We start from the raw sequence: 21,333 nt of genomic DNA on the forward strand, positions 1-21,333 counted from the left end.
CATCCTCCCCGCGTTATGAGCACCGAAACCACCCACCGGCTCGTGCTGGCGTCCGCCTCGCCCCGCCGGCTCGACCTGTTGCGCCAGATCGGCGTGGTGCCCGACGCGGTCGACCCCGCAGACATCGACGAGTCGCCCCTGCCGCAGGAGCTTCCGCCCCAGCACGCGCTGCGTCTGGCCGGCGAGAAGGCCGCTGCGGTGGCCGCGCGCCATCCCGGCGCCTTCGTGCTGGCCGCCGACACGGTGGTCGCCTGCGGCCGCCGCATCCTGCCCAAGGCGGAGGAAGAGAAGCAGGCGCGCGCCTGCCTCGGCCTGCTGTCCGGGCGGCGGCACCGGGTGTTCGGCGGGGTCGTGCTGCTGTCGCCCACCGGCGATGGCGAGGCGTTGCGCCGGTCGGACCGGCTGGTGCGCACCGACGTGACCTTCAAGTCGCTGTCCCACGAGGAGACCGAGTCCTACATCGCCTGCGGCGAATGGCAGGGCAAGGCCGGCGGCTACGCGATCCAGGGTCGGGCGGCGGCCCATGTCCGCTGGATCGGCGGCTCCTACAGCAACGTGGTCGGGCTGCCCCTGTTCGAAGTGGCGGCGCTGCTGCGCGGCGCGGGGTTCCCGCTGCCGTGACGGGAGGCACCGTCGGCGCCGCATCGGAAATCCTGATCGACCGCGACGGTCCGCTGACGCGGGCCGCCGTGCTGACCGGCGGGCGGCTGACCGACCTCTACATCGACCATGCCGAGCGTCCGTCCCTGCTGGGCCATGTGTTCCTCGGCCGGGTGGAGCGCATCGCGACGGGGCTGGACGGCGCCTTCGTTGATCTCGGCACCGGCAAGTCGGGCCTGCTCTCGGCGCTCGACGCCCGCGGGCCGAAGGGGCGCCCGAAGGCCAAGGGCGAGCGGATCGGCAACCTGCTGCGCACCGGCCAGACCGTGCTGGTGCAGGTGAAGGCCGACGCCACCGGGGCCAAGGGGCCGTCCCTGACCATGGACATCACCCTGCCGGGCCGTTTCCTGGTGCACGCGCCGCTGGGACGCGACGTCGCGGTGTCGAAGCGGCTGGGCAGCGGGCCGGAGCGCACCGAACTGGCCCGCCGCATCCAGGACATCGCCCCCGGCACCGGCTGGATCGTCCGGGCGGGCGCCGCCACGGCGCCGGACGGGCTGCTGGTCGCGGAGTCGGACGCGCTGCATCTGGCGTGGCGGTCCATCCGCGACGCGGCGGAGCGCGGCGGCGGACCCGCATTGCTGCTGACCGGTCCTGACGCGCCGCGCCGCGCCCTGATCGAGCATGGGGCGGCCGTTCCGTCGCGGATCATTGTGGACGACGCGGCGCTGGCCCGTGACCTCGCCGGCTGGTGCGCCGACCGCGCGCCGGATCTGGAGGAGCGGGTGGAGGCGTTCGACGCCCGCCTGATCGCCGCGCCCTCCGACGGCCGGCAACGGCTGTTCGACCTGCGCGATCTCGACGCTGAAATCGAAACGCTGCTCGGCACGCGGGTGCCGCTGTCCGGTGGCGGGTCGCTGGTCATCGAGCGGACGGAGGCGATGACCGTCGTCGACGTCAACGCGGGGGAGCGCGGCAACCCGCTGGACGTCAATCTGGAGGCGGCGGCGGAGATCGCCCGGCAACTGCGCCTGCGCAACGCCGGGGGCATTGTCGTCGTCGATTTTGTCAACATGCGCAACCGGGGCGACGCCGAACGGCTGTTGAACGCCCTGTCCCGCGCGGTGGAGGATGACCCGGCGCAGACCCAGGTCTATGGCCTGTCCAAGCTGGGTCTGGTGGAGATGACCCGCGCCCGGCGCGGCACGGCCCTGGCCGAATTGCTGGGAACCGTCCGCACGGCCGCGGCGGAGGATTGAGCGATGAACGACAACCAGAAGCCATCTGAGAAAGCCTGCCCGATCTGCGGCCGTCCGGCGGTGGAGGAGACCAAGCCCTTCTGCTCCAAGCGCTGCGCCGACGTGGATTTGTCGCGCTGGCTGGGCGGCGTCTACCGCATCGAAAGCCCCGACCGCCCGGACGTCGAAGAGGCGGACGAGCGCGAGTGACGGGGCGGCGGATTTCTGCATTTTAGGGCTGGACAGGCCCGGCGAATTTGCCTACAAAGCGCGCCTCGACGCGCCGCGGTCTCCGCCGCGGCCTCGGTGCCCAGGTAGCTCAGTTGGTAGAGCAGGGGACTGAAAATCCCCGTGTCGGCGGTTCGACTCCGTCCCTGGGCACCATTTCTTCCCCTCAAGGGATTGTGGTGTTGCAAACGCTCCGTCATCCGCGGGGCGTTTTTTGTTGTCCGCGCTGCGTCACCCGGACCGGCGAGCGCGCGGAAGGGGTGGCGTTCGCGTCGCGGCGACCGTATCGTGCGTCGCGCAACGATCCGGCACGGATGACGGGATGCTCGATCAGCGGACAAGCGCGTTTCTGGCGGAATTCCTCTCGAAGCCCGACGGCGATCCGGAACGGCTCGACCGCTTCCTGCTGCACGGCCCCTACCGTGGGCGGCGCGGCGGTCGGCCCCGGCTGAAGCTGGCCTTCCACGACTTCTGGCCGGAGTTCGACAAGGGCACGAATTTCTTCATCGAGATCCTGTCCAGCCGTTTCGACCTGTCGGTGGTCGAGGACGACAGCGACCTTGCCATCGTGTCGGTCTTCGGCGGGCGGCACCGCGAGGCGCGCAGCCGGCGCACCCTGTTCTTCACCGGGGAAAACGTGCGCCCGCCGCTGGACGGCTTCGACATGGCGGTGTCCTTCGACCGCGTCGACGATCCGCGCCATTACCGCCTGCCGCTCTACGTCATGCACGCCTATGAGCACATGCGGGAGGGGGCGGTGCCGCATTTCTGCTCCCCGGTGCTGCCGCCGGTGCCGCCGACGCGCGCGGCCTTCGCGGAGCGCGGCTTCTGCGCCTTCCTCTACAAGAATCCGAACGGGGAGCGCCGCAACCGCTTCTTCCCGGTGCTGGACGGGCGGCGGCGCGTCGATTCGGTGGGCTGGCACCTGAACAACACCGGCAGCGTCGTCAAGATGGGCTGGCTGGCGAAGATCCGCGTCTTCGAACGCTACCGCTTCGCCTTCGCCTTCGAGAACGCCAGCCACCCCGGCTATCTGACGGAAAAGATCCTCGACGTCTTCCAGGCCGGGGCGGTGCCGCTCTATTGGGGCGATCCCGACCTGGAGCGGGAGGTGGCGGCGGGCAGCTTCATCGACGTGTCGCGCTTCGCCACGGACGAGGAGGCGGTGGACCACATCCTGGCGGTGGACGGTGATTACGACGCCTATTGCGCCCACCGCGCCGTGGCGCCCTTCCTGGGGACGGAGGAGTTCCATTTCGACGCCTACCGCCTCGCCGACTGGATCGAGAGCCGGCTGTGAGGGCCGGGGAGAGGGAGCGATGGCGCGGGTGCTGCTGAACTACGCGGACGGGGCCTTCCTGGGAGCGCAGAAGCGCAACGCGCGGAGCGGGATGGAGATCGGCGGCTTCGATTCCGTGGCCATGCTGGGGCGAAGCCACATCGACCCGGCCTTCGCCGAGCGCAACCGCTTCATCCTCGACCAGCCGCGCGGGGCGGGCTACTGGCTGTGGAAGCCCTGGGCCATCTGGACCCTGTTGCGCGGCCATCTGAAGGACGGCGACGTGCTGTTCTACTGCGACAGCGGAGCCCATTTCGTGCACCGCGCCGATCCGGTGATCGACCTCTGCCGGGAACGGCGTGACCTGCCCATCCTGTTGTTCACGTTGCAGGACGAATTCAAGAACCGCGGCTGGACCAAGCGCGACTGCTTCCATTTCATGCGGCTGGACCGTCCCGAATACACCGACGCCACCCAGATCCTGGCGAGTTTCATCGTCTGCGAGCGGACGCCGGAGACCATCGCCTTCGTCTCCGAATGGCTGCGCTTCGCCCAGGACGAGCGCATCCTCACCGACGCGCCGAACGAGTGCGGCAAGCCGAACTACCCGGAGTTCCGCGACCACCGCCACGACCAGAGCATCCTCAGCCTGCTTGCCCGCCGCCGCGGGGTCAGCACCATCCCCGACATCTCGCAATGGGGCGATGACCGCCGACTGCCGGAGATTCCGCGCATCCTGCTGCACACCCGCCAGCGGGACTGAGGGGGGCGCCCATGGACCGTCCCGACACCGCCGAACAGGCCGCCGCGTTGCATCGGCAGGCCGTCGCCGCCCAGCGCGAGGGCCGCGTGCGGGACGCCGTGGCGCTGTTCCAGCAGGCGCTGGCGCTGCGCAAGAACGCCGATATCTATCTGGATTTCGGCAGCCTGCTGGCGGGTCTGTCACAATGGGGGCCGGCGGGGGCGGTCTACGCCGCGGCGCTGAAGCTGGCGCCCGACTCCCTCGACGCTCATTACGGGGTGGCGCTGTCCCTCCACGCCCAGGGGCGACCGGCGGAGGCCGAGCCGCATTACCGCACCGTCCTGGCGGCCTGCCCCGACGTTGGCGACGTGTGGAACAACCTGGGCGTGGCGCTCCAGGAGCTGGGCCGGCCGGCCGAGGCCGAGGCCGCCTACCGCGAGTCCCTGCGCCACCGGCCGGAGGACGTCGGCACCTGGAAGAATCTGGCGGTCGCGCTGGACGCTCTGGGCCGGACCGCCGAGGCCGAATCCGCCTACCGCGCGGCGCTGGCGCGCAACCCGGAGCACGCGGTGTCCCTGAACAACCTCGGCGGCCTCGTTTCGGCCGCCGGGCGCCCGGACGAGGCGTGGCGGATCGGCGGACGCATGGCAGCGCTGAACCCGGCGGACCGTCACGGCTGGATGCTGCTGGGCAACGCCGCCCACGCGGCGGGCCGTTGGGGCGAGGCGGTGCGGGCGAACGCGGTGGCGGTGCGGCTGGCGCCGGACGATCCCGCCCCGCGCCACAACCTCGCCAACGCGCTGGCCGCCGCCGGCCGGCGGGAGGAGGCGGTGGCCGAATACCGGGCGGTTCTCGAACTCCAGCCCGACTCCGTGGTGGCGGCGGTCGATCTGGCGGTGGAACTGCTCGGCCTGCACGACACGGCGGGCGCGCTGGCGGTGCTGCGCGGCGCGATCGGGCGGCATCCGGAGCATGGCGCGGCGTGGCGGGTTCTTGGGCAGACATTGACCGGCGCCTTGCGGCCGGACGCCGCGCTCGACGCGCTGCGCCGGGCGGTGGCCCTCGATCCCGGCGACCCGGCGGGGTGGGAGGATCTGGCCGCCGCGGCGACTCTGGCCGACCGGGTCGCGCCGTCCATCGAGGCCCTCCGCCGCGTTCGCCGGCTTTCCCCCGCCTACAACCCGGCGCTGGCGCAGCTCGTGCAGCAACAGCGGCACGCCTGCGACTGGCGTGACCTGCCGACCCTGGAGCGCGACCTGATTGGGCGGCTGCGCGCCGGAGCGCTGGGCGTGCCGCCCTTCGGCCTGCTGGCGGTGGACACGACCCCGGCGGACCAGCGCGCGGCGGCGGAGCGCTGGGCGCGGCAGAAGGCACGCGGCGTGCCGGCGGTGGCGCGCGCCGCCGGTCCCGGGGATGGGCGCCTGCGCATCGGCTATCTCTCCGCCGACTTCCACGAGCACGCCACCGCCTATCTGATGGCGGAACTGCTGGAGCGGCACGACCGCACCCGCTTCGCCGTCACCGCCTATTCCACCGGCATCGACGACGGCAGCCCGATGCGCCGCCGCCTGACCGCCGCGGTCGAGCGCTTCGTGGATCTGCGCGACCGTTCCGACCGCGACGCCGCGCAGACCATCGCCGCCGACGGCATCGACATCCTGGTGGACCTGAAGGGCTACACGGCCTTCGCCCGCACGGCGATCCTGGCGGCGCGGCCCGCCCCGGTGCAGGTGAATTGGCTGGGCTATCCCGGCACCCTGGGGGCGGACTTCATCGACGTCATCCTGGCCGACGCGGCGACCATCCCGCCGGGCGAGGAGGGCGTCTACAGCGAGGCGGTGGTCCGGCTCCCCCACTGCTACCAGCCCAACGACCGCCACCGCGCCATCGCCGAGCGCACCCCGTCGCGCGCCGATTGCGGATTGCCGGAGGACGGCTTCGTCTTCTGCTGCTTCAACAGCCCCTACAAGCTGACGCCCGCTGTGTTCGACGTCTGGGCGCGGCTGTTGCGCGCCGTGCCGGGGAGCGTGCTGTGGCTCTACGCCGGCAACCCGCTGGTCGCCGGCAACCTGCGGCGCGAGGCGGCGGCCCGCGGGGTGGCGCCGGAGCGTCTCGTCTTCGCGCCGCCGCGCCCCCTGGCGGAGCATCTGGCGCGGCACCGGCTGGCCGACCTGTTCCTCGACACGCTGCCCTACAACGCCCACACCACGGCCAGCGACGCGCTGTGGACCGGGCTTCCGGTGGTGACATGCCGTGGTGCGACCTTCGCCGGGCGGGTGGCCGCCAGCCTGCTCGACACGGTGGGGCTGCCGGAGCTGGTAACCGACTCGCTGGAGTCCTACGAGGCGCTGGCCCTGGACCTCGCCCGCGATCCGGCACGGCTGGCCGGGCTGAAGGCGCGGCTGACGGCGGCGCGGACGGCCAGCCCGCTGTTCGACGGCGACCGCTTCGCCCGCGATCTGGAGGACGCCTATCGGGCGATCTGGCAACGCTTCGCACCGGCAGGAGACCCGCGATGACGACCATGGACCGGCGCCTTCACATCGTCGTGCCCTACCGCGACCGCGCGGCGCATCTGCGGGACTTCGTGCCGCGGGTCGGCGCTTACTTCGCAACGCTCGCCGATCCCATCGACTACCGCGTCACCATCGTGGAGCAGGAGGCCGGGCTACCCTTCAACCGGGGCGCCATCAAGAATGTCGGCTTCCTGCTGGGCGAGGCGGAGAGCGGCTACACCTGCCTGCACGACATCGACTATCTGCCCATCGACGCCGATTACGCCTGGGTCGACCGGCCGACCCCCATCCTGTCCTTCGGGGCGGAGCAGCGGCCGGTGGCGCCGGGGCGCTCGGACCAGACGGTGACCACCGACCTGGAGAGCACGATGGGCGGCGTCCTGCTGATGCCCAACGACGTGTTCCGGCGGATCGACGGCTATTCCAACGCCTACTGGGGCTGGGGCTACGAGGATTTCGACCTGTCGCTGCGCATCCGCTCCCGCCGCATCCCGACCGCGCGGCGGCCCGGCCGGTTCGAGCCGCTGGACCACGACAACGAGGGCTTCAACCCCGACGCCTCGGCCTCGCCCATCTCGCGGGTCAACAAGCGGGTGTTTCAGGCGAACTGGTCCGGCGGCACGATCCCGGAGGAGGACGGCCTGTCCAGCCTGTCCTTCGAGATTCTCGACCGCCGCCCCTGCGATGGCATCCATCCCGGCGCCGCGGGACGGTGGGAGATCGTGCGCGTCCGCCTGACCATGGCGCCGCTGCCCGGCCAACTGGCGGCCTTCAAGGCACGCTGAACCTGTTACCTTTCGGGACACCCGCGCATCTGCGGGAAGACATCGGCCCGCAGGCTTGGCTATAGTGCGCCGCTTTCGGCGGCTCTTGGCCCGCAGGACGAACACCCGCGAAACGACGAAGCGGAATGGACATGACCAGCCACGAAGACGTCTTCGACGCGCCGGAGACGCGGCAGCCGACCATCCTGGCGGTGTACAATCAGAAGGGCGGCGTCGGCAAGACGACCACCTCCGTCAACCTCGCCCTGGCGCTGGCCGCGCTGGGCAAGAGCGTCGTCCTGATCGACTTCGACCCGCAGAGCAGCGCCACCAGCAACTTCCTGCTGCGGGAGAAGGCGCGCGTCGGCATCAACGACCTGCTGAGCCAGGACACCTTCGTCGAGGACGCCATCACCCCGACCAGCTTCGACGGGCTGTCGATGATCGTCGGCGCGCGCAAGCTCTATTCGCTGGAGCACGCGCTGGACGCCCGCGGCGGCTCGCAGCGCGGCCTGCGCAAGGCGCTGCACTTCTCGCGCAACCCGCCGGACTATGTGGTGATCGACTGCCCGCCGGCGCTCGGCCATCTGGCGGCGGGCGCGCTGGCGGCGTCGGACCGGCTGGTGCTTCCGGTCTTTCCGGGGCGCTACGCGCTGGACGGGCTGAAGCGCACCCTGTCGGTGGTCGAGCACATCCAGAAGGGCATGAACCCCAACCTGTCGGTGGCCGGCATCCTGATGCTGTCGATCACCAACGACGAGGTTGGGCGCGAATCGCTGACCCTGCTGCGCTCCGAATTCCCGGATCTGATGTTCCGCACGGCGATCCCCTACGACGTGGATGTGGTGAAGGCGACCTACCGCCGGATGCCCGCGGCGATCTTCAGCCCGGAAGGGCGGACGACCACGCGTTTCCTGGCGCTGGGCTGGGAAATCGTCCACGGCCGCGGTTCCTCCCCGACCGACGAGCAGTTGAAGCCGGCGCAGGACCGCATCCGCGCGTGGCACGCCGACACCGACTCCTCCTACAGCGCCCGCCGCGCGGCGGCGCCGGACGAGGGTGACGACTCCACGGGCGGCGGCAATGGGCGCGGTGCGTCGGCGGAGGCGCCGAAGGGCGGCGGCGGCCGGGCGCTGGTCGCCGCGGCGGTCGGGCTGATCGTCGGCTTCGCCCTGGGCGCGCTGTTCGGGCAACCGCTTCTGGGCGGCGTGCTGGCGGGGCTCGGCGGCTGACCTACAGCACCGCCTTGCGGGCGGAAAGCAGGATGCTGGTCTCGGTGGAGGCGATGCCGGCGATCTGCCGGACGCGGCGCAGCGTGTCGTCGAAGGCCTCCAGCGACTCCGTTTCGATTTCAGCGACGACGTCCCAGCGCCCGTTGGTGGTGTAGACCGTCCGCACCTCCGGAAAACCGTGCAGGCGGGCGATGACCGTTTCGGCGGCGCGGCCCTCCACCTCGATCATCGTGATGGCCCGGACCATGGCAGGCCGCAGATCCTTGCGCAGCAGCACCGTGAAGCCGGCGATCACCCCGCTCTCGACCAGACGGTCGATGCGGGCGCGCACGGTCGCGCGCGACACCTTCAGCGCGGCGGCGAGGCCGGCGACGGGCTGGCGCGCGTCGGCGCGCAGCAGACCCAGCAGGCGGTGGTCCAGGTCATCCATGCCAAAATGATAAGCTGCGCTTGGCAAACTGTCAAAAACGCCGCCGTTCGTTGGCACTTTTCCGTCTTTCTGTCGCCTGCTCGGCCCCCGATAGTCATGGGAGACAGTTTCACACCGGGAGAGGGACGGCATGGCGTCGGGGGATCGGGACGATCAGCGCTTCGTGGAGATCATCGGCGTTCCCATCGAGGCGGGGGCCGGCCATCCCGGCGCCCTGATGGGGCCGGCGGCGCTGCGCACGGCGGGGCTGGTCCGCGCCCTGCGCGATCTCGGGCACGAGGTCCGCGACCTGGGTGACCTGGCTCCCAATCCCTGGAGCGAGGGCGACGCCGCCACCGCCCGTCTGGCGGAGATCACCGCCTGGTCGCGGGCGCTGGCCGACCGCTCCTACGCCATGATGCAGGCGGGCGGCGTGCCGGTCTTCCTGGGCGGCGACCACAGCCTGTCCATGGGCTCGGTCACCGGGGTGGCCCGCCATTGCCGGGAGACGGGTACGCCGCTGTTCGTGCTGTGGCTGGACGCCCACGGTGACTTCAACACCCCCCACACCTCGCCGTCCGGCAACATGCACGGGATGCCGGTGGCCCTGCTGTGCGGGGAGGACGGTTTCGACGACGTGTTTCCGCCGGAGCAGCGGGCCACCGTGAACCCGGCCCATGTGCATCTGTTCGGCATCCGCTCCCTCGACCCCGGCGAGCGGCGCCTGCTGCGCGCCCGCGGGGTGGACGTGGTGGACATGCGTCTGATCGACGAGCATGGGGTCGGCGTCCACATGCGCCGCATCATCGAGCGGGTGCGGCAGGCCGGCGGCCATCTGCACGTCAGCCTGGACGTGGACTTCCTCGACCCCGCCATCGCGCCGGCGGTGGGGACGGCGGTGCTGGGCGGGGCGACCTACCGCGAGGCGCACCTCATCATGGAGATGCTTCACGACGCCGGCGTCGTCGGCTCGCTCGACGTGGTGGAGCTGAACCCCTTCCTGGACGAGCGGGGCAAGAGCGCGCTCCTGCTGGTCGATCTGGTCGCGAGCCTGTTCGGGCGCCGCATCATCGACCCCGCCGTCACCCAGTCGCAGATCGGCGGCCAAGCCGTCTGAACAAGAAACCCAGACCGGAGAGAACGCCATGCTTCCGCACGCCGCCGACCTGATCGGGACCGAACACCGCCTGGGCGCCCACAATTACAAGCCGCTGGACGTCGTTCTGGCGCGCGGCGAGGGCGTCTATGTCTGGGACACCGAGGGCAACCGCTACCTCGACTGCCTGTCGGCCTATTCCGCCGTCAACCAGGGCCATTGCCACCCGAAGATCCTGGAGGCGATGGTGCAACAGGCGTCGAAGCTGACGCTGACCTCCCGCGCCTTCCGCAATGATCAGCTCGCGCCGTTCTACGAGGAACTGGCGGCGCTGACCGGCTCGCACAAGATCCTGCCGATGAACAGCGGGGCGGAGGCGGTGGAATCGGCGATCAAGACGGTGCGCAAGTGGGGTTACGAGGTGCGCGGCGTGCCGGAGAACCAGGCGGAGATCATCGTCTGCTCGGACAATTTTCACGGCCGCACCATCTCCATCGTCAGCTTCAGCACCGACCCGGACGCCCGCGGCGGCTTCGGCCCCTTCACGCCGGGCTTCCGCACCGTGCCCTTCGGCGACGCGGCGGCGCTGGAGGCGGCGCTGACCCCCAACACGGTGGCCGTCCTGCTGGAGCCGATCCAGGGCGAGGCCGGGGTGGTCATCCCGCCCGCCGGCTATCTGCGCCGGGTGCGCGACCTGTGCACGGAGCGCAACGTCGTGATGATCCTGGACGAGATCCAGACCGGGCTGGGCCGCACCGGCAAGCTGCTGGCCGAGGAGCACGAGGGGGTGGAGGCTGACGTCACCTTGATCGGCAAGGCGCTGTCCGGCGGCTTCTACCCGGTGTCGGCGGTGCTGTCGAACTCCGAGGTGCTGGGCGTGCTGAAGCCCGGCCAGCACGGCAGCACCTTCGGCGGCAACCCGCTGGCCTGCGCCGTCGCCCGCGCCGCCATGCGGGTGCTGGTGGAGGAGGGCATGATCGACAACGCCGCCGCCCAGGGCGCCTATTTCCTGGAGCGGCTCGGCGCCATCCGCAGCAACGTGATCCGCGAGGCGCGCGGGCGCGGCCTGATGCTGGCGGTGGAGCTGCACCCGGAGGCGGGCGGGGCGCGCCGCTATTGCGAGGCGCTGCGGGCGTGCGGGGTCCTGGCGAAGGACACCCACGACCACACCATCCGCATCGCCCCGCCGCTGGTCATCACCCGCGAGCAGGTCGATTGGGCGCTGGAGCAGTTCGACGCCGTCCTGACGGGCACCGCCGTTCCGTAAAAGGCCAGGGTCATCGCATTCGCCCCTTTTAACCCTCTCCCCTCCGGGGAGAGGGTGGCCCGGAGGGCCGGTGAGGGGGTTGCGCTTGTGCCGGACGTCCCGCCAAGCGCAACCCCCTCACCCTAACCCTCTCCCCGGGGGGGAGAGGGGACTTAATCGCGACAGCCCAGCGCAAAAGGCGCTTGCGGCCCGCCCCGGCCTTCGCCACGGTGGGGCGGGCTTCTCCTTTATCCGGCAGCGATCCGCCATGCACAGCGCCATCATCGACCTCCCGTCCGCCACCCCCGGCACCCGGCGGACCCTGACCGTCCAGCGCTTCGGCACGGCGGGCGCTCGGCCCTGCGCCTACATCCAGGCGTCGCTGCACGCCGACGAGATCCCGGCGATGCTGGTGGCCGACAAGCTGCGCCGCATCCTGACCGCGCTGGAGGCCGAGGGGCGGATCGCCGGCGAGGTCATCCTCGTCCCGGTCGCCAACCCGGTGGGTCTGGGCCAGTCGCTGATGGACCATCACCTGGGCCGCTTCGACCAGGACGACGGCAAGAACTTCAACCGCGACTACCCCAACCTGACCGAGGCGGTGGCCGAGCGCGTGGCCGACCGGCTGACCGACGACGGCGAGGCCAACAAGGCCGCCATCCGCGCCGCCCTGGCCGACGCGCTGGCCGAGCGCACCCCGCGCACCGAGACGGAGCACATGAAGCACCGTCTTCTGGAACTGGCGCTCCAGGCCGATTGGGTGCTGGACCTGCATTGCGACCTGGAAGCGGTGATGCACCTTTACACCCTGACGCCCTCGGCGGAGGCCTTCGCCCCGTTGCAGCGGCTTCTGGGCGCGCAGGCGGTCTTCCTGGCCGAGGAATCCGGCGGCGACCCCTTCGACGAGGCGGTCAGCCGCCCCTGGAACGAGCTTGCCAAGCGCTGGCCCGACCGCCCGATCCCCTTCGGCTGCCATTCCGTGACCGTGGAGCTGCGCGGGCAGGCCGACGTGGAGCACGCCCAGGGCGAAGCGGACGCCCGGGCCATCGCTGGCTTCCTCACCCACGTCGGCGTCCTGTCCGGCGAGCCGCCGGCCCTGCCGGAGCCGCTGTGCGCCCCGACCCTGCTGGAATCTTCCGAGCCGCTGACCGCGCCGGTGGGCGGCGTGGTGGTTTTCCATCACAAGGCGGGCGACCGCGTCGAGGCCGGCGCCGTGGTCGCCGACATCCTCGACCCGCTGACCGGCGAGGTGACCCCAGTGCGCAGCGAGTCGGCGGGCGTGCTCTACGCCCACAGCGCGACCCGCTTCACCCTGGCGGGCAAGCGGATCGCCAAGGTGGCGGGGACGACGCTGCGGCGGACGGGGCCGTTGCTGAGCGCGTAATCCAGTTGCACGATGATGCCCTCATCGTTGTTCAGCCGCGACATTCGGCCGATCAAAGCGCTGGCGCTGATTGAGGGGGCCACGTCGGCAGAGCCATGCGGCGCTGCCGGCAAGAGGTGGCAATCCTGGCCATGCTCGCTCTCTCGATCCGTCTCACGACGCTGATTCGGATTTGATTTTATCAAGGATCTTTTCGTTTTCCTTCGCGTGATTGTTCACGTCCGCTTCGGCCAACATCTTGATGGCGGATTCGAATTTTTCCGATTTGAAGCCAAGTTCGTTCAAGCGCTGTCCGGCTTGGCGCTCTTCGTCACTCTGCACGTAGCGTTCATCGCCAGCGCTCATAAAATACGGCGTGCTGACATTTCCAAAGGATCTTTTGGCGGCTTCGAATTCCGCGGACCCCTCGACATTCTTGCCGAAGATCTCGCTTTGCATTTGCTGCATCGCGGCGATTTCCTGAGCGCCGGTCATGCCGCTGCTTTTGATCGCGCTGCGCCGCGCGGCGGTCTGACTCATCTGTTCTGCCGAAATGTCGAGTGGGCCGGGCGTCCCGGATGCACGGCCCGAAAGGGACTCAACGGCATCGGATGCCTTGCCCCAGAATGTGTTGGCGCGTTGCTGCTTCAAATGACTGGACAGAGCAAGTCCCAGATCCCGCGCGCTCATCGCTCCGGAGGAAACCAAGTTTCCGAGTTTGCTGCGATCCTCGGTTGAAAGCTGTGAGAAGACCTTAAGGGAGTCTCCCTTCAATTCCGAGGCGAGAGGGCTGAGGACAACCGAGTCCTGTTGAGAGCCGGCGCGGCTGGAGGCCTGAGCGCCGTCGCTTTTCGTCGATGCAGCGCCGGGCGGGGGCGTGGCCGGGATTGTCTTTGCTGCGCTGGCGGCTCCCGATAAATCGGAGACAATCATATCGATCTCCTTCGTCTGCGAAATTGCCAAATGGCGTTTCGGGGGGCGTCTCTTCGATATCTAAGTATTAGATTTCGAATGATCGCGTCGTCTGCCTTGTATGTTCTCATTGCGCTGTTAATAAAAACTTAAAATGGTCGAATACTGTAGTATTCTCATGATTTGAATTCTAAGCAATGCAAACGTATTAATAAAAATATGTTGCCGATTTATAATTTTTGTGGGATAGGTGCGTCGCTGTATTATTCGTCTATAACTATGATGATGGGGGTTGTTATGGGTGTTTATGTTCTTCCGTCTACGCAGTACAACTGGAGCGCAACCAACGTCAGTGAGTCGTGGTCTGTGTACGGAAATAACCTTGATAACTATATTATTGGCGGTAATCTTGGTGATTACATTGACGGTGGTGCCGGGAATGACAAGATAGACGGTAATCCCGGTAATGATACGCTCAATGGTGGCACCGGCAACGATACACTGCTTGGCTGGACCGGCGATGACAATCTCATCGGGGGCAGTGGCGAGGATTGGCTTGAAGGGGAGGCCGGCAACGACACGCTCAACGGTGGCGCCTCGGGATTTCGTGATGTTCTCCTCGGTGGCGATGGAAATGATACATACATTCACTATTACAACGATACCGGCCTCTCTTGGATCGCTGACAGCAGTGGGTCAAGTGACAAGATCGTAATCAACGATGTTTCATCCATCTACGATCTCCGTTTCGCTCTGGATTCGAGCAATGCCAACAACTTGGTTATATACACCGATGCGGACGCGGTTAACGGTATCGGCGATGGCGTGGTGATTCAGGATTACTTTAGCGGCGGCGGGCATGGCGCCGGAGAGGTCGAGTATATTCAGGTGGGCAGCTACACCACTTCCCTCTGGGGCTTCCTCGGTCTGCCGTAAGCTTGGTATGCATTTGCGGTCGAAGAAGCTGGCGAAGGGAATCCTCGCCAGCTTCTTTGAATTGATCCGAACGCCCGAACGTGTTTGACAAGCATACCAACCGTTCGGTATGTTTCAGCCTATGCCGAGACCTGCCAAACATCACCCCGAACGCGGCGATGCCCGCACCCGGCTCCTCAATGCAGCGCGGGACGTCGTCCGGGCCAAGGGCTTCGCGGCGACCTCCGTCGATGATCTCTGCAAGGCGGCGGGGGTCACCAAGGGCGCGTTCTTCCATCATTTCGAGACCAAGGAAGCGCTCGGCGTCGCCGCCGCCGCCTATTGGGCGGAAACCACCTCGGCCTTCTTCGCGAACGCGCCGTACCACCGGCTCGACGATCCGCTCGACCGCCTGTTCGGCTATGTCGAATTCCGCAAGGCGATCATCGACGGCGATCCCGCCGAGTTCACCTGCCTCGTCGGGACCATGACTCAGGAGGTCTACGGGTCGCACCCGGCGATCCGCGACGCCTGCGCCGCCAGCATCTTCGGCCACGCGGCGACGCTCGAACCGGACATCGCGGCGGCCATGGCGGCGCGCGGCATCGAGGCCGACTGGACCCCGGCGAGCCTCGCGCGGCACACCCAGGCCGTGCTCCAGGGCGCCTTCATCCTCGCCAAGGCGACGGGCGGGCGCGAGGACGCGCTGGACAGCGTCGATCACCTGAAACGCTACCTCACGCTGCTCTTTTCACAGCCCCGCTCGAAAGGGAATCCCCATGACGGAAGGTGAGCGCGACCTCGTTCTGACCCGCAGCCTCGACGCGCCGCGCGGCGCGCTGTGGCGCTGCTGGACCGAACCCGAGTTGCTGAAACAGTGGTTCTGCCCCAAGCCCTGGTTCGTGTCCGAGGCGCGGATGGACCTGCGGCCGGGCGGCGAGTTCTTCACGCTGATGAACGGTCCGAACGGCGAATCCTTCGGCGAGCCCGGCGTCTTCCTCGACGTGGAGGAGGGGCGGCGTCTGGTCTTCACCGACGCCTTCCGCCCCGGCTGGCGGCCGTCGGGCCGGGCCTTCATGACCGCCGACGTGCGCTTCGAGGACGCGGGCGACGGCCGGACCCTCTACACCGCGCGCGCCATGCACTGGAGCGCCGAGGCGCGCGACGAGCACGAGAAGATGGGGTTCCACGAAGGCTGGGGCAAAGCGACCGACCAGCTCGAAGCCCTCGCCAAGACGCTCTGACCCCAGAACAATCCGACCGGGAGGAAACGACACCATGGAACCGACGATCTACCTGTTCTTCAACGGGACCTGCCTGGAAGCGATGACCCATTACGCCGAGACCCTCGGTGGCGAGGTCGTCTATGTGTTCCGCAACGGCGACGCCCCGGATGCGGACAGCCGGATGACCGGGGGCGATGACCTCGTGATGAACATGATGGTGAAGCTGGGGGCGACCACGGTGATGGCATCCGACTCGCCGGACAGCATGTACAGCAAGCCGCAGGGATTCCGGGTGCAGATCGCCCCGCCGTCGCTCGCCGAATTCGACCGTATCTTCGAGGTGCTGGCGAAGGACGCCCGCGCCGTGGAGATGCCGCCGGGCGAGACCTTCTGGGCCGAGCGCTTCGCCATGTTTACCGACCGCTTCGGCACGCCCTGGATGTTGAACCACACCGGCGCGAAGTGCCCGGACGCGGCGGCGTCCTGACGGACGGGGCCGAAGCTTCAAACAAACAATGGGAGGAAGGACATGGCGTACATCGACGGGTTCGTCATCGCGGTTCCGACGGCCAACAAGCAGGCCTTCATCGACCACGCCAACAAGATCGACGTTCTGTTCAAGGAGCTTGGCGCGACGCGCGTCATCGAATGCTGGGGCGACGACGTGCCCAACGGCAAGCTCACCGACTTCCGCCGGGCGGTGCAGGCGACGGAGGACGAGACGGTCGCCTTCTCCTGGATCGAATGGCCGGACAAGGCGACGCGGGACGCCGGGATGGGGCGGATCGAGGAGCTGATGAAGACCGATGAGCGGTTCAGCCCGGAGAAAAACCCGATGCCCTTCGACGGCAAGCGGATGATCTTCGGCGGCTTCACGCCGGTCGTCGAGGTGTGAGCGGGCGCGTCAGGAGCCGGTGAGCGCGCCGACCCCGCTGTTTGAAACCCCGAGGTCCGCGGCGGCGCCGCGCATCACCGCCACCGCGTCCCGGTTTCTCATGCGCCGGTAGCCCGCCTCAGCCAGCGCCGCCCGCCGCGCATCGTCGGCGACCAGCGCGCAGGCGGCCTCGACCAGCCCGTCGTAGGGGGCGAAGGCCATGGCGTCCAGCAGGTCGGGGTCGATTTCGGTGTTGGGGTGGCGCTCGGCCAGCACCGCCTTGCGGTTCGACAGCAGGTGCGAGACGCGGACGATCTCGAAAATGCCCGCCTCGTGGTAATGCAGGTTCAGCACCAGCTTGGCGTCGGCGACGAAGCGGTCGCGCAGCGCCCCGTAATAATGCTGGAGGCTGACCACGGTCAGCCCGCACTCGCCCAGCGCGTCGAGGACGGCGCGGCGCCGCGGGTTCACGGCGCCGTAGAACAGCACGTCGATGCCGGGGGATGGGCTGTTGGGGATGCGGGTCATCTCGTCCACATGCCCGATGGGAACGAGGCGCGCCCGGATGCCCTGGCCGGCCAGATCGGCGATGTTGCGCGGGCTGTAGTCCCACACCCGGCAGCGGCGCAACAGGTCCAGATAATGGGCGTTGCGCGGGTGGAGCGTGGCGATCTGCTCCAGATTGTAGAGGATGGTGCCGCTGGGCAGGCGGTCGCCTTCCTCCGGCGTCAGGTCATGCCCGCCCAGCACGATGGCGCGGCGCCGGCGGCCGACGCGGTTCCACACGATCTGCGCGTCGATGCCCAGGCGGCGCAGCGCGAAACGCAGGGTTTCCGCGACCTCCGAAAAGACGCTGGCCCCAGCGTCGCCCAGCCCGTTCTTCTTGATGATGACGATGTCGATCCCGTCGGCCATGCGATCGCCCCTCCGCCCCGCGCGCCCATCCTAAAGCGCGGGCGGGCGGGCGCACAAAAAGAAACCCTCCTTCCCTTGCGGGAAGGAGGGCGTGCAGTCAGGGGACTTCACTGATAAATCGGGACTGACGGATCAGGCCCCAGCCTTACGCAGAGACCAGCTCCTCCAGGGAGCGCTCGATGATGTCCAGGCCCTCGTCCACCAGCGCGTCCGACGCGGTCAGCGGAACCAGGATGCGGATCACGTTGCCGTAGGTGCCGCAGGACAGCAGGACGAGGCCCTTCTCCGCCGCCTTGGCGACCAGCGCCTTGGTCAGCTCCGGCGCCGGCTCCTTGGTGCCGCGGTCCTTCACCAGCTCCATGGCGATCATGCCGCCCAGGTTGCGCACGTCGCCGATCACCGACAGCGTGTTGCGCTGGGCCATGGTGCGGAAGCGGCCGGCGATGCGCTCGCCCAGGTCGTTGGAGCGCTGGATCAGCTTCTCCTCCTCGATGACGTCCAGCACGGCCAGAGCCGCGGTGGTCGCCAGCGGGCTGCCGGCGTAGGTGCCGCCGATGCCGCCGGGGATCGGGGCGTCCATGATCTCCGCCTTGCCGGTGACCGCCGACAGCGGGAAACCGCCGGCCAGGCTCTTCGCCATGGTCATCAGGTCGGGCTCGACGCCGGAATGCTCGATGGCGAACATCTTGCCGGTGCGGGCGAAGCCGGTCTGGATCTCGTCGATGATCAGCAGGATGCCGTTGTCGTCGCAAATCTTGCGCAGTGCCTGCAGGAACTCCGGCGGGGCGATGTTGAAGCCGCCCTCACCCTGCACCGGCTCCACGATGATCGCGGCGACGCGGGTGGCGTCGACGTCCGACTTGAAGAGCTGCTCCAGCGCCTTCAGGCTGTCCTGGACGCTGACCCCGCGGTAGGCGTTGGGGAAGGGTGCGTGGTAGACCTCGGCCGGGAAGGGGCCGAAGCCGACCTTGTAGGGCACGACCTTGCCGGTCAGCGCCATCGCCAGCAGCGTGCGGCCGTGGAAGGCGCCGCTGAAGGCGATCACACCCGGACGGCCCGTGTGGGCGCGGGCGATCTTCACGGCGTTCTCGACGGCTTCGGCACCGGTGGTGAAGAAGGCGGTCTTCTTCGGCGTGGCGCCCGGAACCAGCGCGTTCAGCCGCTCTGCCAGGGTCACGAAGGACTCGTAGGGCGTGACCATCGCGCAGGTGTGGGTGAAGCGGTCGAGCTGGGCCTTCACCGCCTCGATGATCTTCGGATGGCGGTGGCCGGTGTTCAGCACCGCGATGCCGCCCGCGAAGTCGATGAAGCGGTTGCCCTCGACGTCCCACAGCTCGGCGTTCTCGGCGCGGTCGACATAGACCGGCATGGCGTTGGCGAGGCCGCGCGGAACGGCGGCGTTGCGACGATCCTGGAAGGACTGGTTGCTCATCTCAAACCCCCGATTGGAAAGGATGGCGTCAGGCGCCCAGGCCGACGCACAGGTACTTGATCTCCAGGAAGTCCTCCACACCGTACTTGGAGCCTTCCCGCCCGATGCCCGACTGCTTGATGCCGCCGAACGGCGCGACCTCGGTCGACAGGATGCCTTCGTTGATGCCGACCATGCCGTATTCGAGCTGCTCGGCCACGCGCCACACCCGGCCGATGTCCCGGCTGTAGAAATAGGCGGCCAGACCGAACTCGGTGTCGTTGGCCATGCGGATGGCGTCGGCTTCCGTCTCGAACTTGAACAGCGGGGCCACCGGGCCGAAGATCTCCTCGCGGGCCACGCGCATCTCGGTGGTGACGCCGGTCAGGATCGTCGGCTCGAAGAAGGTGCCGCCCAGGCCATGCCGCTTGCCGCCGAGCGCCACCGTGGCGCCCTTGGCCAGCGCGTCGCCCATCAGCTCCTCGACCTTCTCGACGGCCTGGCCGTTGATCATCGGGCCCTGGGTGATCCCGGCCTCCATGCCGTTGCCGACGCGGATCTGCCTCACCGCCTCGGCCAGCTTGGCGGCGAAGGCGTCGTAGACGCCGGCCTGGACCAGCAGCCGGTTCGCGCAGACGCAGGTCTGGCCGGAGTTGCGGTACTTGGACGCCAAGGCACCCTTGACCGCCTCGTCCAGGTCGGCGTCGTCGAACACGATGAAGGGCGCGTTGCCGCCCAGCTCCAGCGACACCTTCTTCACCGTGTCGGCCGACTGGCGCATCAGGATCTTGCCGACCTCGGTCGAGCCGGTGAAGGACAGCTTGCGCACGATCGGGCTGGCGGTCAGCTCGCCGCCGATGGCAACCGGGTCGGACCCGGTGACGATGTTAAACACCCCCGCCGGGACGCCCGCGCGCTCGGCCAGCTCGGCCAGCGCCAGGGCGGACAGCGGGGTGTCCTCGGCCGGCTTGACCACGATGGTGCAGCCGGCGGCCAGCGCCGGGCCGACCTTGCGGGTGATCATCGCGTTGGGGAAGTTCCACGGGGTGATCGCCGCGACGACCCCGATCGGCTCCTTCAGGACGACGATGCGCTTGTTGCCGGCGAAGCTGGGGATCACGTCGCCGTAGACCCGCTTGCCCTCCTCGGCGAACCACTCGATGAAGCTGGCGCCGTAGGCGACCTCGCCACGGGCTTCGGCCAGCGGCTTGCCCTGCTCCAGGGTCATCAGGACGGCCAGATCCTCCTGCGCCGCCATGATCAGCTCGAACCAGCGGCGCAGGATCGCCGCGCGCTCCTTCGCGGTCTTGGCGCGCCAGGCGGGCAGGGCGGCGTCGGCGGCATTGATGGCCTGCCGCGTCTCTTCCGCGCCGACGTCGGCGACCCGGGCCAGTTCCTCGCCCGTCGCCGGGTTGGTCACCGCGAAGGTCTTGCCGGAGAAAGCGTCGCGCCACGCGCCGTTCACATAGGCTTGCGTCCGAAGAAGGCTCTGGTCGTTCAGCGACAGCATGGGAATCAGCCTCGATTTGCAATGTGAAGGGAGCGTACCCATGTTTAATAAATTAAACAACCCTAATCGGGTGTTGAGTTTTTGATGACGCACACACGCGAATCCGGTATGCCTTCCGGTCAGGAGCGAGGAACCGATCCATGGATGTGGACGCTGTCGATTTCAACGTGGGCGCGCGCCTCAAGCAGGTTCGCGAAGCGCACGCCCTGTCCCAGCGCCAGTTGGCGCAACGGGCGGGCGTGACCAACGGCACCATTTCCCTGATCGAGCAGAATCGGTGCAGCCCGTCCGTCTCCTCGTTGCGCAAGGTGCTCCAGGGCATTCCGATGACCCTGGCGGAGTTCTTCTCGTCCGACGACCTGCCGCCGCGCGAGCAGATCTTCTTCAAGGGCGGCGATCTGGTCGAGCTGACCGGGCTGGTGAAAAGCCGGGTCGGCTCCATCTCCTTCCGGCAGGTGGGCGACCTGCGCGGCCGCAACCTCCAGGTGCTGCACGAGAAATACGCCCCCGGCGCCGACACCGGCGGCCGCACCATGCTCCAGCACGAATCGGAGGAGGGCGGCATCGTCATCAAGGGCCGGATCGAGCTGACGGTCGGCGACCGCAAGGAGATCCTCGGCCCCGGCGACGCCTATCTGTTCGACAGCCGCATCCCGCACCGCTTCCGCAACCTCGGCGACGAGGAATGCGAAATCATCAGCGCCTGCACCCCGCCGTACCTGTAATTCCCTCTTCATAGTCCGTTCCCTCTCCCCTCTGGGGAGAGGGGTAGGATGAGGGGGGTGCGCTGTTGCCGGATGTACCGCCACGCGCACCCCCCTCACCGGCCCTTCGGGCCACCCTCTCCCCAGAGGGGA

22 protein-coding genes and 1 tRNA gene are annotated in these 21,333 nt (G+C 68.5%); 18 read left to right on the forward strand and 5 right to left on the reverse strand.

The genetic code is table 11. From position 1 onward, the window contains the following. Positions 1-15: 15 nt before the first annotated feature. The 9 genes from FBZ83_RS27145 (at position 16) to FBZ83_RS27185 (ending at position 8,599) form a co-directional block, all read left to right on the forward strand. The gene (locus FBZ83_RS27145) at positions 16-621 is read left to right on the forward strand and encodes a Maf family protein (RefSeq protein WP_145689911.1); all 606 of its coding nucleotides are present in this window, start codon (positions 16-18) and stop codon (positions 619-621) included. After that, positions 618-1,859: a ribonuclease E/G gene (locus FBZ83_RS27150; protein WP_145689912.1), complete on the forward strand. Its 1,242-nt coding sequence runs from the start codon at positions 618-620 to the stop codon at positions 1,857-1,859. The genes FBZ83_RS27145 and FBZ83_RS27150 overlap by 4 nt, the downstream gene beginning before the upstream one ends. A gap of 3 nt (positions 1,860-1,862) precedes the next feature. Further along, entirely contained in the window at positions 1,863-2,048 is a 186-nt protein-coding gene (gene yacG / locus FBZ83_RS27155) for a DNA gyrase inhibitor YacG (protein WP_145689913.1), read from the forward strand. 98 nt (positions 2,049-2,146) lie between these two features. Then, a tRNA-Phe gene (locus FBZ83_RS27160) sits at positions 2,147-2,222 on the forward strand. Between the two features lie 166 nt (positions 2,223-2,388). After that, positions 2,389-3,366: a glycosyltransferase family 10 domain-containing protein gene (locus FBZ83_RS27165; protein WP_145689914.1), complete on the forward strand. Its 978-nt coding sequence runs from the start codon at positions 2,389-2,391 to the stop codon at positions 3,364-3,366. Positions 3,367-3,385: 19 nt separating this feature from the next. Further along, positions 3,386-4,108 (forward strand): hypothetical protein, encoded by a 723-nt coding sequence (locus tag FBZ83_RS27170; protein WP_145689915.1) that lies wholly within the window; start codon positions 3,386-3,388, stop codon positions 4,106-4,108. Between the two features lie 11 nt (positions 4,109-4,119). Continuing rightward, the gene (locus FBZ83_RS27175) at positions 4,120-6,606 is read left to right on the forward strand and encodes a tetratricopeptide repeat protein (protein WP_145689916.1); all 2,487 of its coding nucleotides are present in this window, start codon (positions 4,120-4,122) and stop codon (positions 6,604-6,606) included. Then, complete coding sequence (locus FBZ83_RS27180) at positions 6,603-7,388, forward strand: galactosyltransferase-related protein (protein WP_145689917.1); 786 nt, start codon at positions 6,603-6,605, stop codon at positions 7,386-7,388. Before FBZ83_RS27175 ends, FBZ83_RS27180 begins: the two co-directional genes overlap by 4 nt. Positions 7,389-7,519: 131 nt before the next feature. Continuing rightward, positions 7,520-8,599, forward strand: coding sequence for a ParA family protein (locus FBZ83_RS27185; protein ID WP_247888501.1), 1,080 nt, complete (start codon positions 7,520-7,522; stop codon positions 8,597-8,599). Position 8,600: 1 nt separating this feature from the next. Here FBZ83_RS27185 and FBZ83_RS27190 read toward each other — a convergent pair whose 3' ends face one another. Next, positions 8,601-9,029, reverse strand: a complete 429-nt coding sequence (locus FBZ83_RS27190; protein ID WP_014198205.1) for an Lrp/AsnC family transcriptional regulator — start codon at positions 9,027-9,029, stop codon at positions 8,601-8,603. A 130-nt stretch (positions 9,030-9,159) separates the two neighbouring features. Between FBZ83_RS27190 and rocF the strand changes: the two genes are divergently transcribed. The 3 genes from rocF (at position 9,160) to FBZ83_RS27205 (ending at position 12,734) form a co-directional block, all read left to right on the forward strand. After that, positions 9,160-10,125 (forward strand): arginase, encoded by a 966-nt coding sequence (gene rocF, locus FBZ83_RS27195; RefSeq protein ID WP_145689919.1) that lies wholly within the window; start codon positions 9,160-9,162, stop codon positions 10,123-10,125. A gap of 28 nt (positions 10,126-10,153) precedes the next feature. Then, entirely contained in the window at positions 10,154-11,371 is a 1,218-nt protein-coding gene (gene rocD / locus FBZ83_RS27200) for an ornithine--oxo-acid transaminase (RefSeq protein ID WP_145689920.1), read from the forward strand. A gap of 247 nt (positions 11,372-11,618) precedes the next feature. Further along, positions 11,619-12,734 carry a M14 family metallopeptidase gene (locus FBZ83_RS27205; protein WP_145689921.1) on the forward strand — a complete coding sequence of 372 codons (1,116 nt, stop codon included), beginning with the start codon at positions 11,619-11,621 and terminating at the stop codon, positions 12,732-12,734. A 153-nt stretch (positions 12,735-12,887) separates the two neighbouring features. Here the strand turns inward: FBZ83_RS27205 and FBZ83_RS32115 are convergent, their stop codons facing one another. After that, a complete protein-coding gene (locus tag FBZ83_RS32115) occupies positions 12,888-13,646 on the reverse strand; it encodes a hypothetical protein (protein ID WP_247888502.1) in 759 nt (252 codons plus the stop codon). Positions 13,647-13,922: 276 nt separating this feature from the next. Between FBZ83_RS32115 and FBZ83_RS32425 the strand changes: the two genes are divergently transcribed. The 5 genes from FBZ83_RS32425 to FBZ83_RS27235 all read left to right on the forward strand — a co-directional run bounded on the left by FBZ83_RS32425 (position 13,923) and on the right by FBZ83_RS27235 (position 16,661). Next, positions 13,923-14,561: a calcium-binding protein gene (locus FBZ83_RS32425; protein WP_282186916.1), complete on the forward strand. Its 639-nt coding sequence runs from the start codon at positions 13,923-13,925 to the stop codon at positions 14,559-14,561. A gap of 121 nt (positions 14,562-14,682) precedes the next feature. Beyond that, the gene (locus FBZ83_RS27220) at positions 14,683-15,333 is read left to right on the forward strand and encodes a TetR/AcrR family transcriptional regulator (protein WP_145689922.1); all 651 of its coding nucleotides are present in this window, start codon (positions 14,683-14,685) and stop codon (positions 15,331-15,333) included. After that, positions 15,320-15,784: an SRPBCC family protein gene (locus tag FBZ83_RS27225; protein WP_145689923.1), complete on the forward strand. Its 465-nt coding sequence runs from the start codon at positions 15,320-15,322 to the stop codon at positions 15,782-15,784. The genes FBZ83_RS27220 and FBZ83_RS27225 overlap by 14 nt, the downstream gene beginning before the upstream one ends. A gap of 34 nt (positions 15,785-15,818) precedes the next feature. Beyond that, positions 15,819-16,253, forward strand: a complete 435-nt coding sequence (locus tag FBZ83_RS27230; RefSeq protein ID WP_145689924.1) for a VOC family protein — start codon at positions 15,819-15,821, stop codon at positions 16,251-16,253. 42 nt (positions 16,254-16,295) lie between these two features. Continuing rightward, the gene (locus tag FBZ83_RS27235) at positions 16,296-16,661 is read left to right on the forward strand and encodes a DUF1428 domain-containing protein (protein ID WP_145689925.1); all 366 of its coding nucleotides are present in this window, start codon (positions 16,296-16,298) and stop codon (positions 16,659-16,661) included. A 9-nt stretch (positions 16,662-16,670) separates the two neighbouring features. Here the strand turns inward: FBZ83_RS27235 and FBZ83_RS27240 are convergent, their stop codons facing one another. From FBZ83_RS27240 to gabD, 3 genes are all read right to left on the reverse strand, one after another. After that, the gene (locus FBZ83_RS27240; RefSeq protein WP_145689926.1) at positions 16,671-17,555 is read right to left on the reverse strand and encodes a hypothetical protein; all 885 of its coding nucleotides are present in this window, start codon (positions 17,553-17,555) and stop codon (positions 16,671-16,673) included. A gap of 145 nt (positions 17,556-17,700) precedes the next feature. After that, positions 17,701-18,987 carry a 4-aminobutyrate--2-oxoglutarate transaminase gene (gabT, locus tag FBZ83_RS27245; RefSeq protein ID WP_145689927.1) on the reverse strand — a complete coding sequence of 429 codons (1,287 nt, stop codon included), beginning with the start codon at positions 18,985-18,987 and terminating at the stop codon, positions 17,701-17,703. A gap of 28 nt (positions 18,988-19,015) precedes the next feature. Continuing rightward, positions 19,016-20,476 carry an NADP-dependent succinate-semialdehyde dehydrogenase gene (gene gabD, locus FBZ83_RS27250; RefSeq protein WP_186466204.1) on the reverse strand — a complete coding sequence of 487 codons (1,461 nt, stop codon included), beginning with the start codon at positions 20,474-20,476 and terminating at the stop codon, positions 19,016-19,018. Between the two features lie 140 nt (positions 20,477-20,616). Here gabD and FBZ83_RS27255 point away from each other — a divergent pair, with 140 nt between their 5' ends. Next, positions 20,617-21,201: a cupin domain-containing protein gene (locus tag FBZ83_RS27255; protein ID WP_014198218.1), complete on the forward strand. Its 585-nt coding sequence runs from the start codon at positions 20,617-20,619 to the stop codon at positions 21,199-21,201. The last annotated feature ends 132 nt before the right edge of the window (positions 21,202-21,333 follow it).

Origin of the sequence: Azospirillum brasilense (assembly GCF_007827815.1) — a bacterium.
Lineage (GTDB): Bacteria > Pseudomonadota > Alphaproteobacteria > Azospirillales > Azospirillaceae > Azospirillum > Azospirillum brasilense_C.

Excerpts from the sequence above, each read along its gene's own strand:
- FBZ83_RS27205 (WP_145689921.1), top strand. The coding sequence starts at position 11,619 with ATGCACAGCGCCATCATCGACCTCCCGTCCGCCACCCCCGGCACCCGG.
- FBZ83_RS27255 (WP_014198218.1), top strand. The coding sequence starts at position 20,617 with ATGGATGTGGACGCTGTCGATTTCAACGTGGGCGCGCGCCTCAAGCAG.
- FBZ83_RS27175 (WP_145689916.1), top strand. The coding sequence starts at position 4,120 with ATGGACCGTCCCGACACCGCCGAACAGGCCGCCGCGTTGCATCGGCAG.
- rocD (WP_145689920.1), top strand. The coding sequence starts at position 10,154 with ATGCTTCCGCACGCCGCCGACCTGATCGGGACCGAACACCGCCTGGGC.
- FBZ83_RS27225 (WP_145689923.1), top strand. The coding sequence starts at position 15,320 with ATGACGGAAGGTGAGCGCGACCTCGTTCTGACCCGCAGCCTCGACGCG.
- FBZ83_RS27230 (WP_145689924.1), top strand. The coding sequence starts at position 15,819 with ATGGAACCGACGATCTACCTGTTCTTCAACGGGACCTGCCTGGAAGCG.
- FBZ83_RS27190 (WP_014198205.1), bottom strand. The coding sequence starts at position 9,029 with ATGGATGACCTGGACCACCGCCTGCTGGGTCTGCTGCGCGCCGACGCG.
- FBZ83_RS27180 (WP_145689917.1), top strand. The coding sequence starts at position 6,603 with ATGACGACCATGGACCGGCGCCTTCACATCGTCGTGCCCTACCGCGAC.
- FBZ83_RS27170 (WP_145689915.1), top strand. The coding sequence starts at position 3,386 with ATGGCGCGGGTGCTGCTGAACTACGCGGACGGGGCCTTCCTGGGAGCG.
- FBZ83_RS27235 (WP_145689925.1), top strand. The coding sequence starts at position 16,296 with ATGGCGTACATCGACGGGTTCGTCATCGCGGTTCCGACGGCCAACAAG.
- gabT (WP_145689927.1), bottom strand. The coding sequence starts at position 18,987 with ATGAGCAACCAGTCCTTCCAGGATCGTCGCAACGCCGCCGTTCCGCGC.
- FBZ83_RS27165 (WP_145689914.1), top strand. The coding sequence starts at position 2,389 with ATGCTCGATCAGCGGACAAGCGCGTTTCTGGCGGAATTCCTCTCGAAG.
- FBZ83_RS27240 (WP_145689926.1), bottom strand. The coding sequence starts at position 17,555 with ATGGCCGACGGGATCGACATCGTCATCATCAAGAAGAACGGGCTGGGC.
- FBZ83_RS32425 (WP_282186916.1), top strand. The coding sequence starts at position 13,923 with ATGGGTGTTTATGTTCTTCCGTCTACGCAGTACAACTGGAGCGCAACC.
- FBZ83_RS32115 (WP_247888502.1), bottom strand. The coding sequence starts at position 13,646 with ATGATTGTCTCCGATTTATCGGGAGCCGCCAGCGCAGCAAAGACAATC.
- rocF (WP_145689919.1), top strand. The coding sequence starts at position 9,160 with ATGGCGTCGGGGGATCGGGACGATCAGCGCTTCGTGGAGATCATCGGC.
- FBZ83_RS27185 (WP_247888501.1), top strand. The coding sequence starts at position 7,520 with ATGACCAGCCACGAAGACGTCTTCGACGCGCCGGAGACGCGGCAGCCG.
- gabD (WP_186466204.1), bottom strand. The coding sequence starts at position 20,476 with ATGCTGTCGCTGAACGACCAGAGCCTTCTTCGGACGCAAGCCTATGTG.
- FBZ83_RS27220 (WP_145689922.1), top strand. The coding sequence starts at position 14,683 with ATGCCGAGACCTGCCAAACATCACCCCGAACGCGGCGATGCCCGCACC.
- yacG (WP_145689913.1), top strand. The coding sequence starts at position 1,863 with ATGAACGACAACCAGAAGCCATCTGAGAAAGCCTGCCCGATCTGCGGC.
- FBZ83_RS27145 (WP_145689911.1), top strand. The coding sequence starts at position 16 with ATGAGCACCGAAACCACCCACCGGCTCGTGCTGGCGTCCGCCTCGCCC.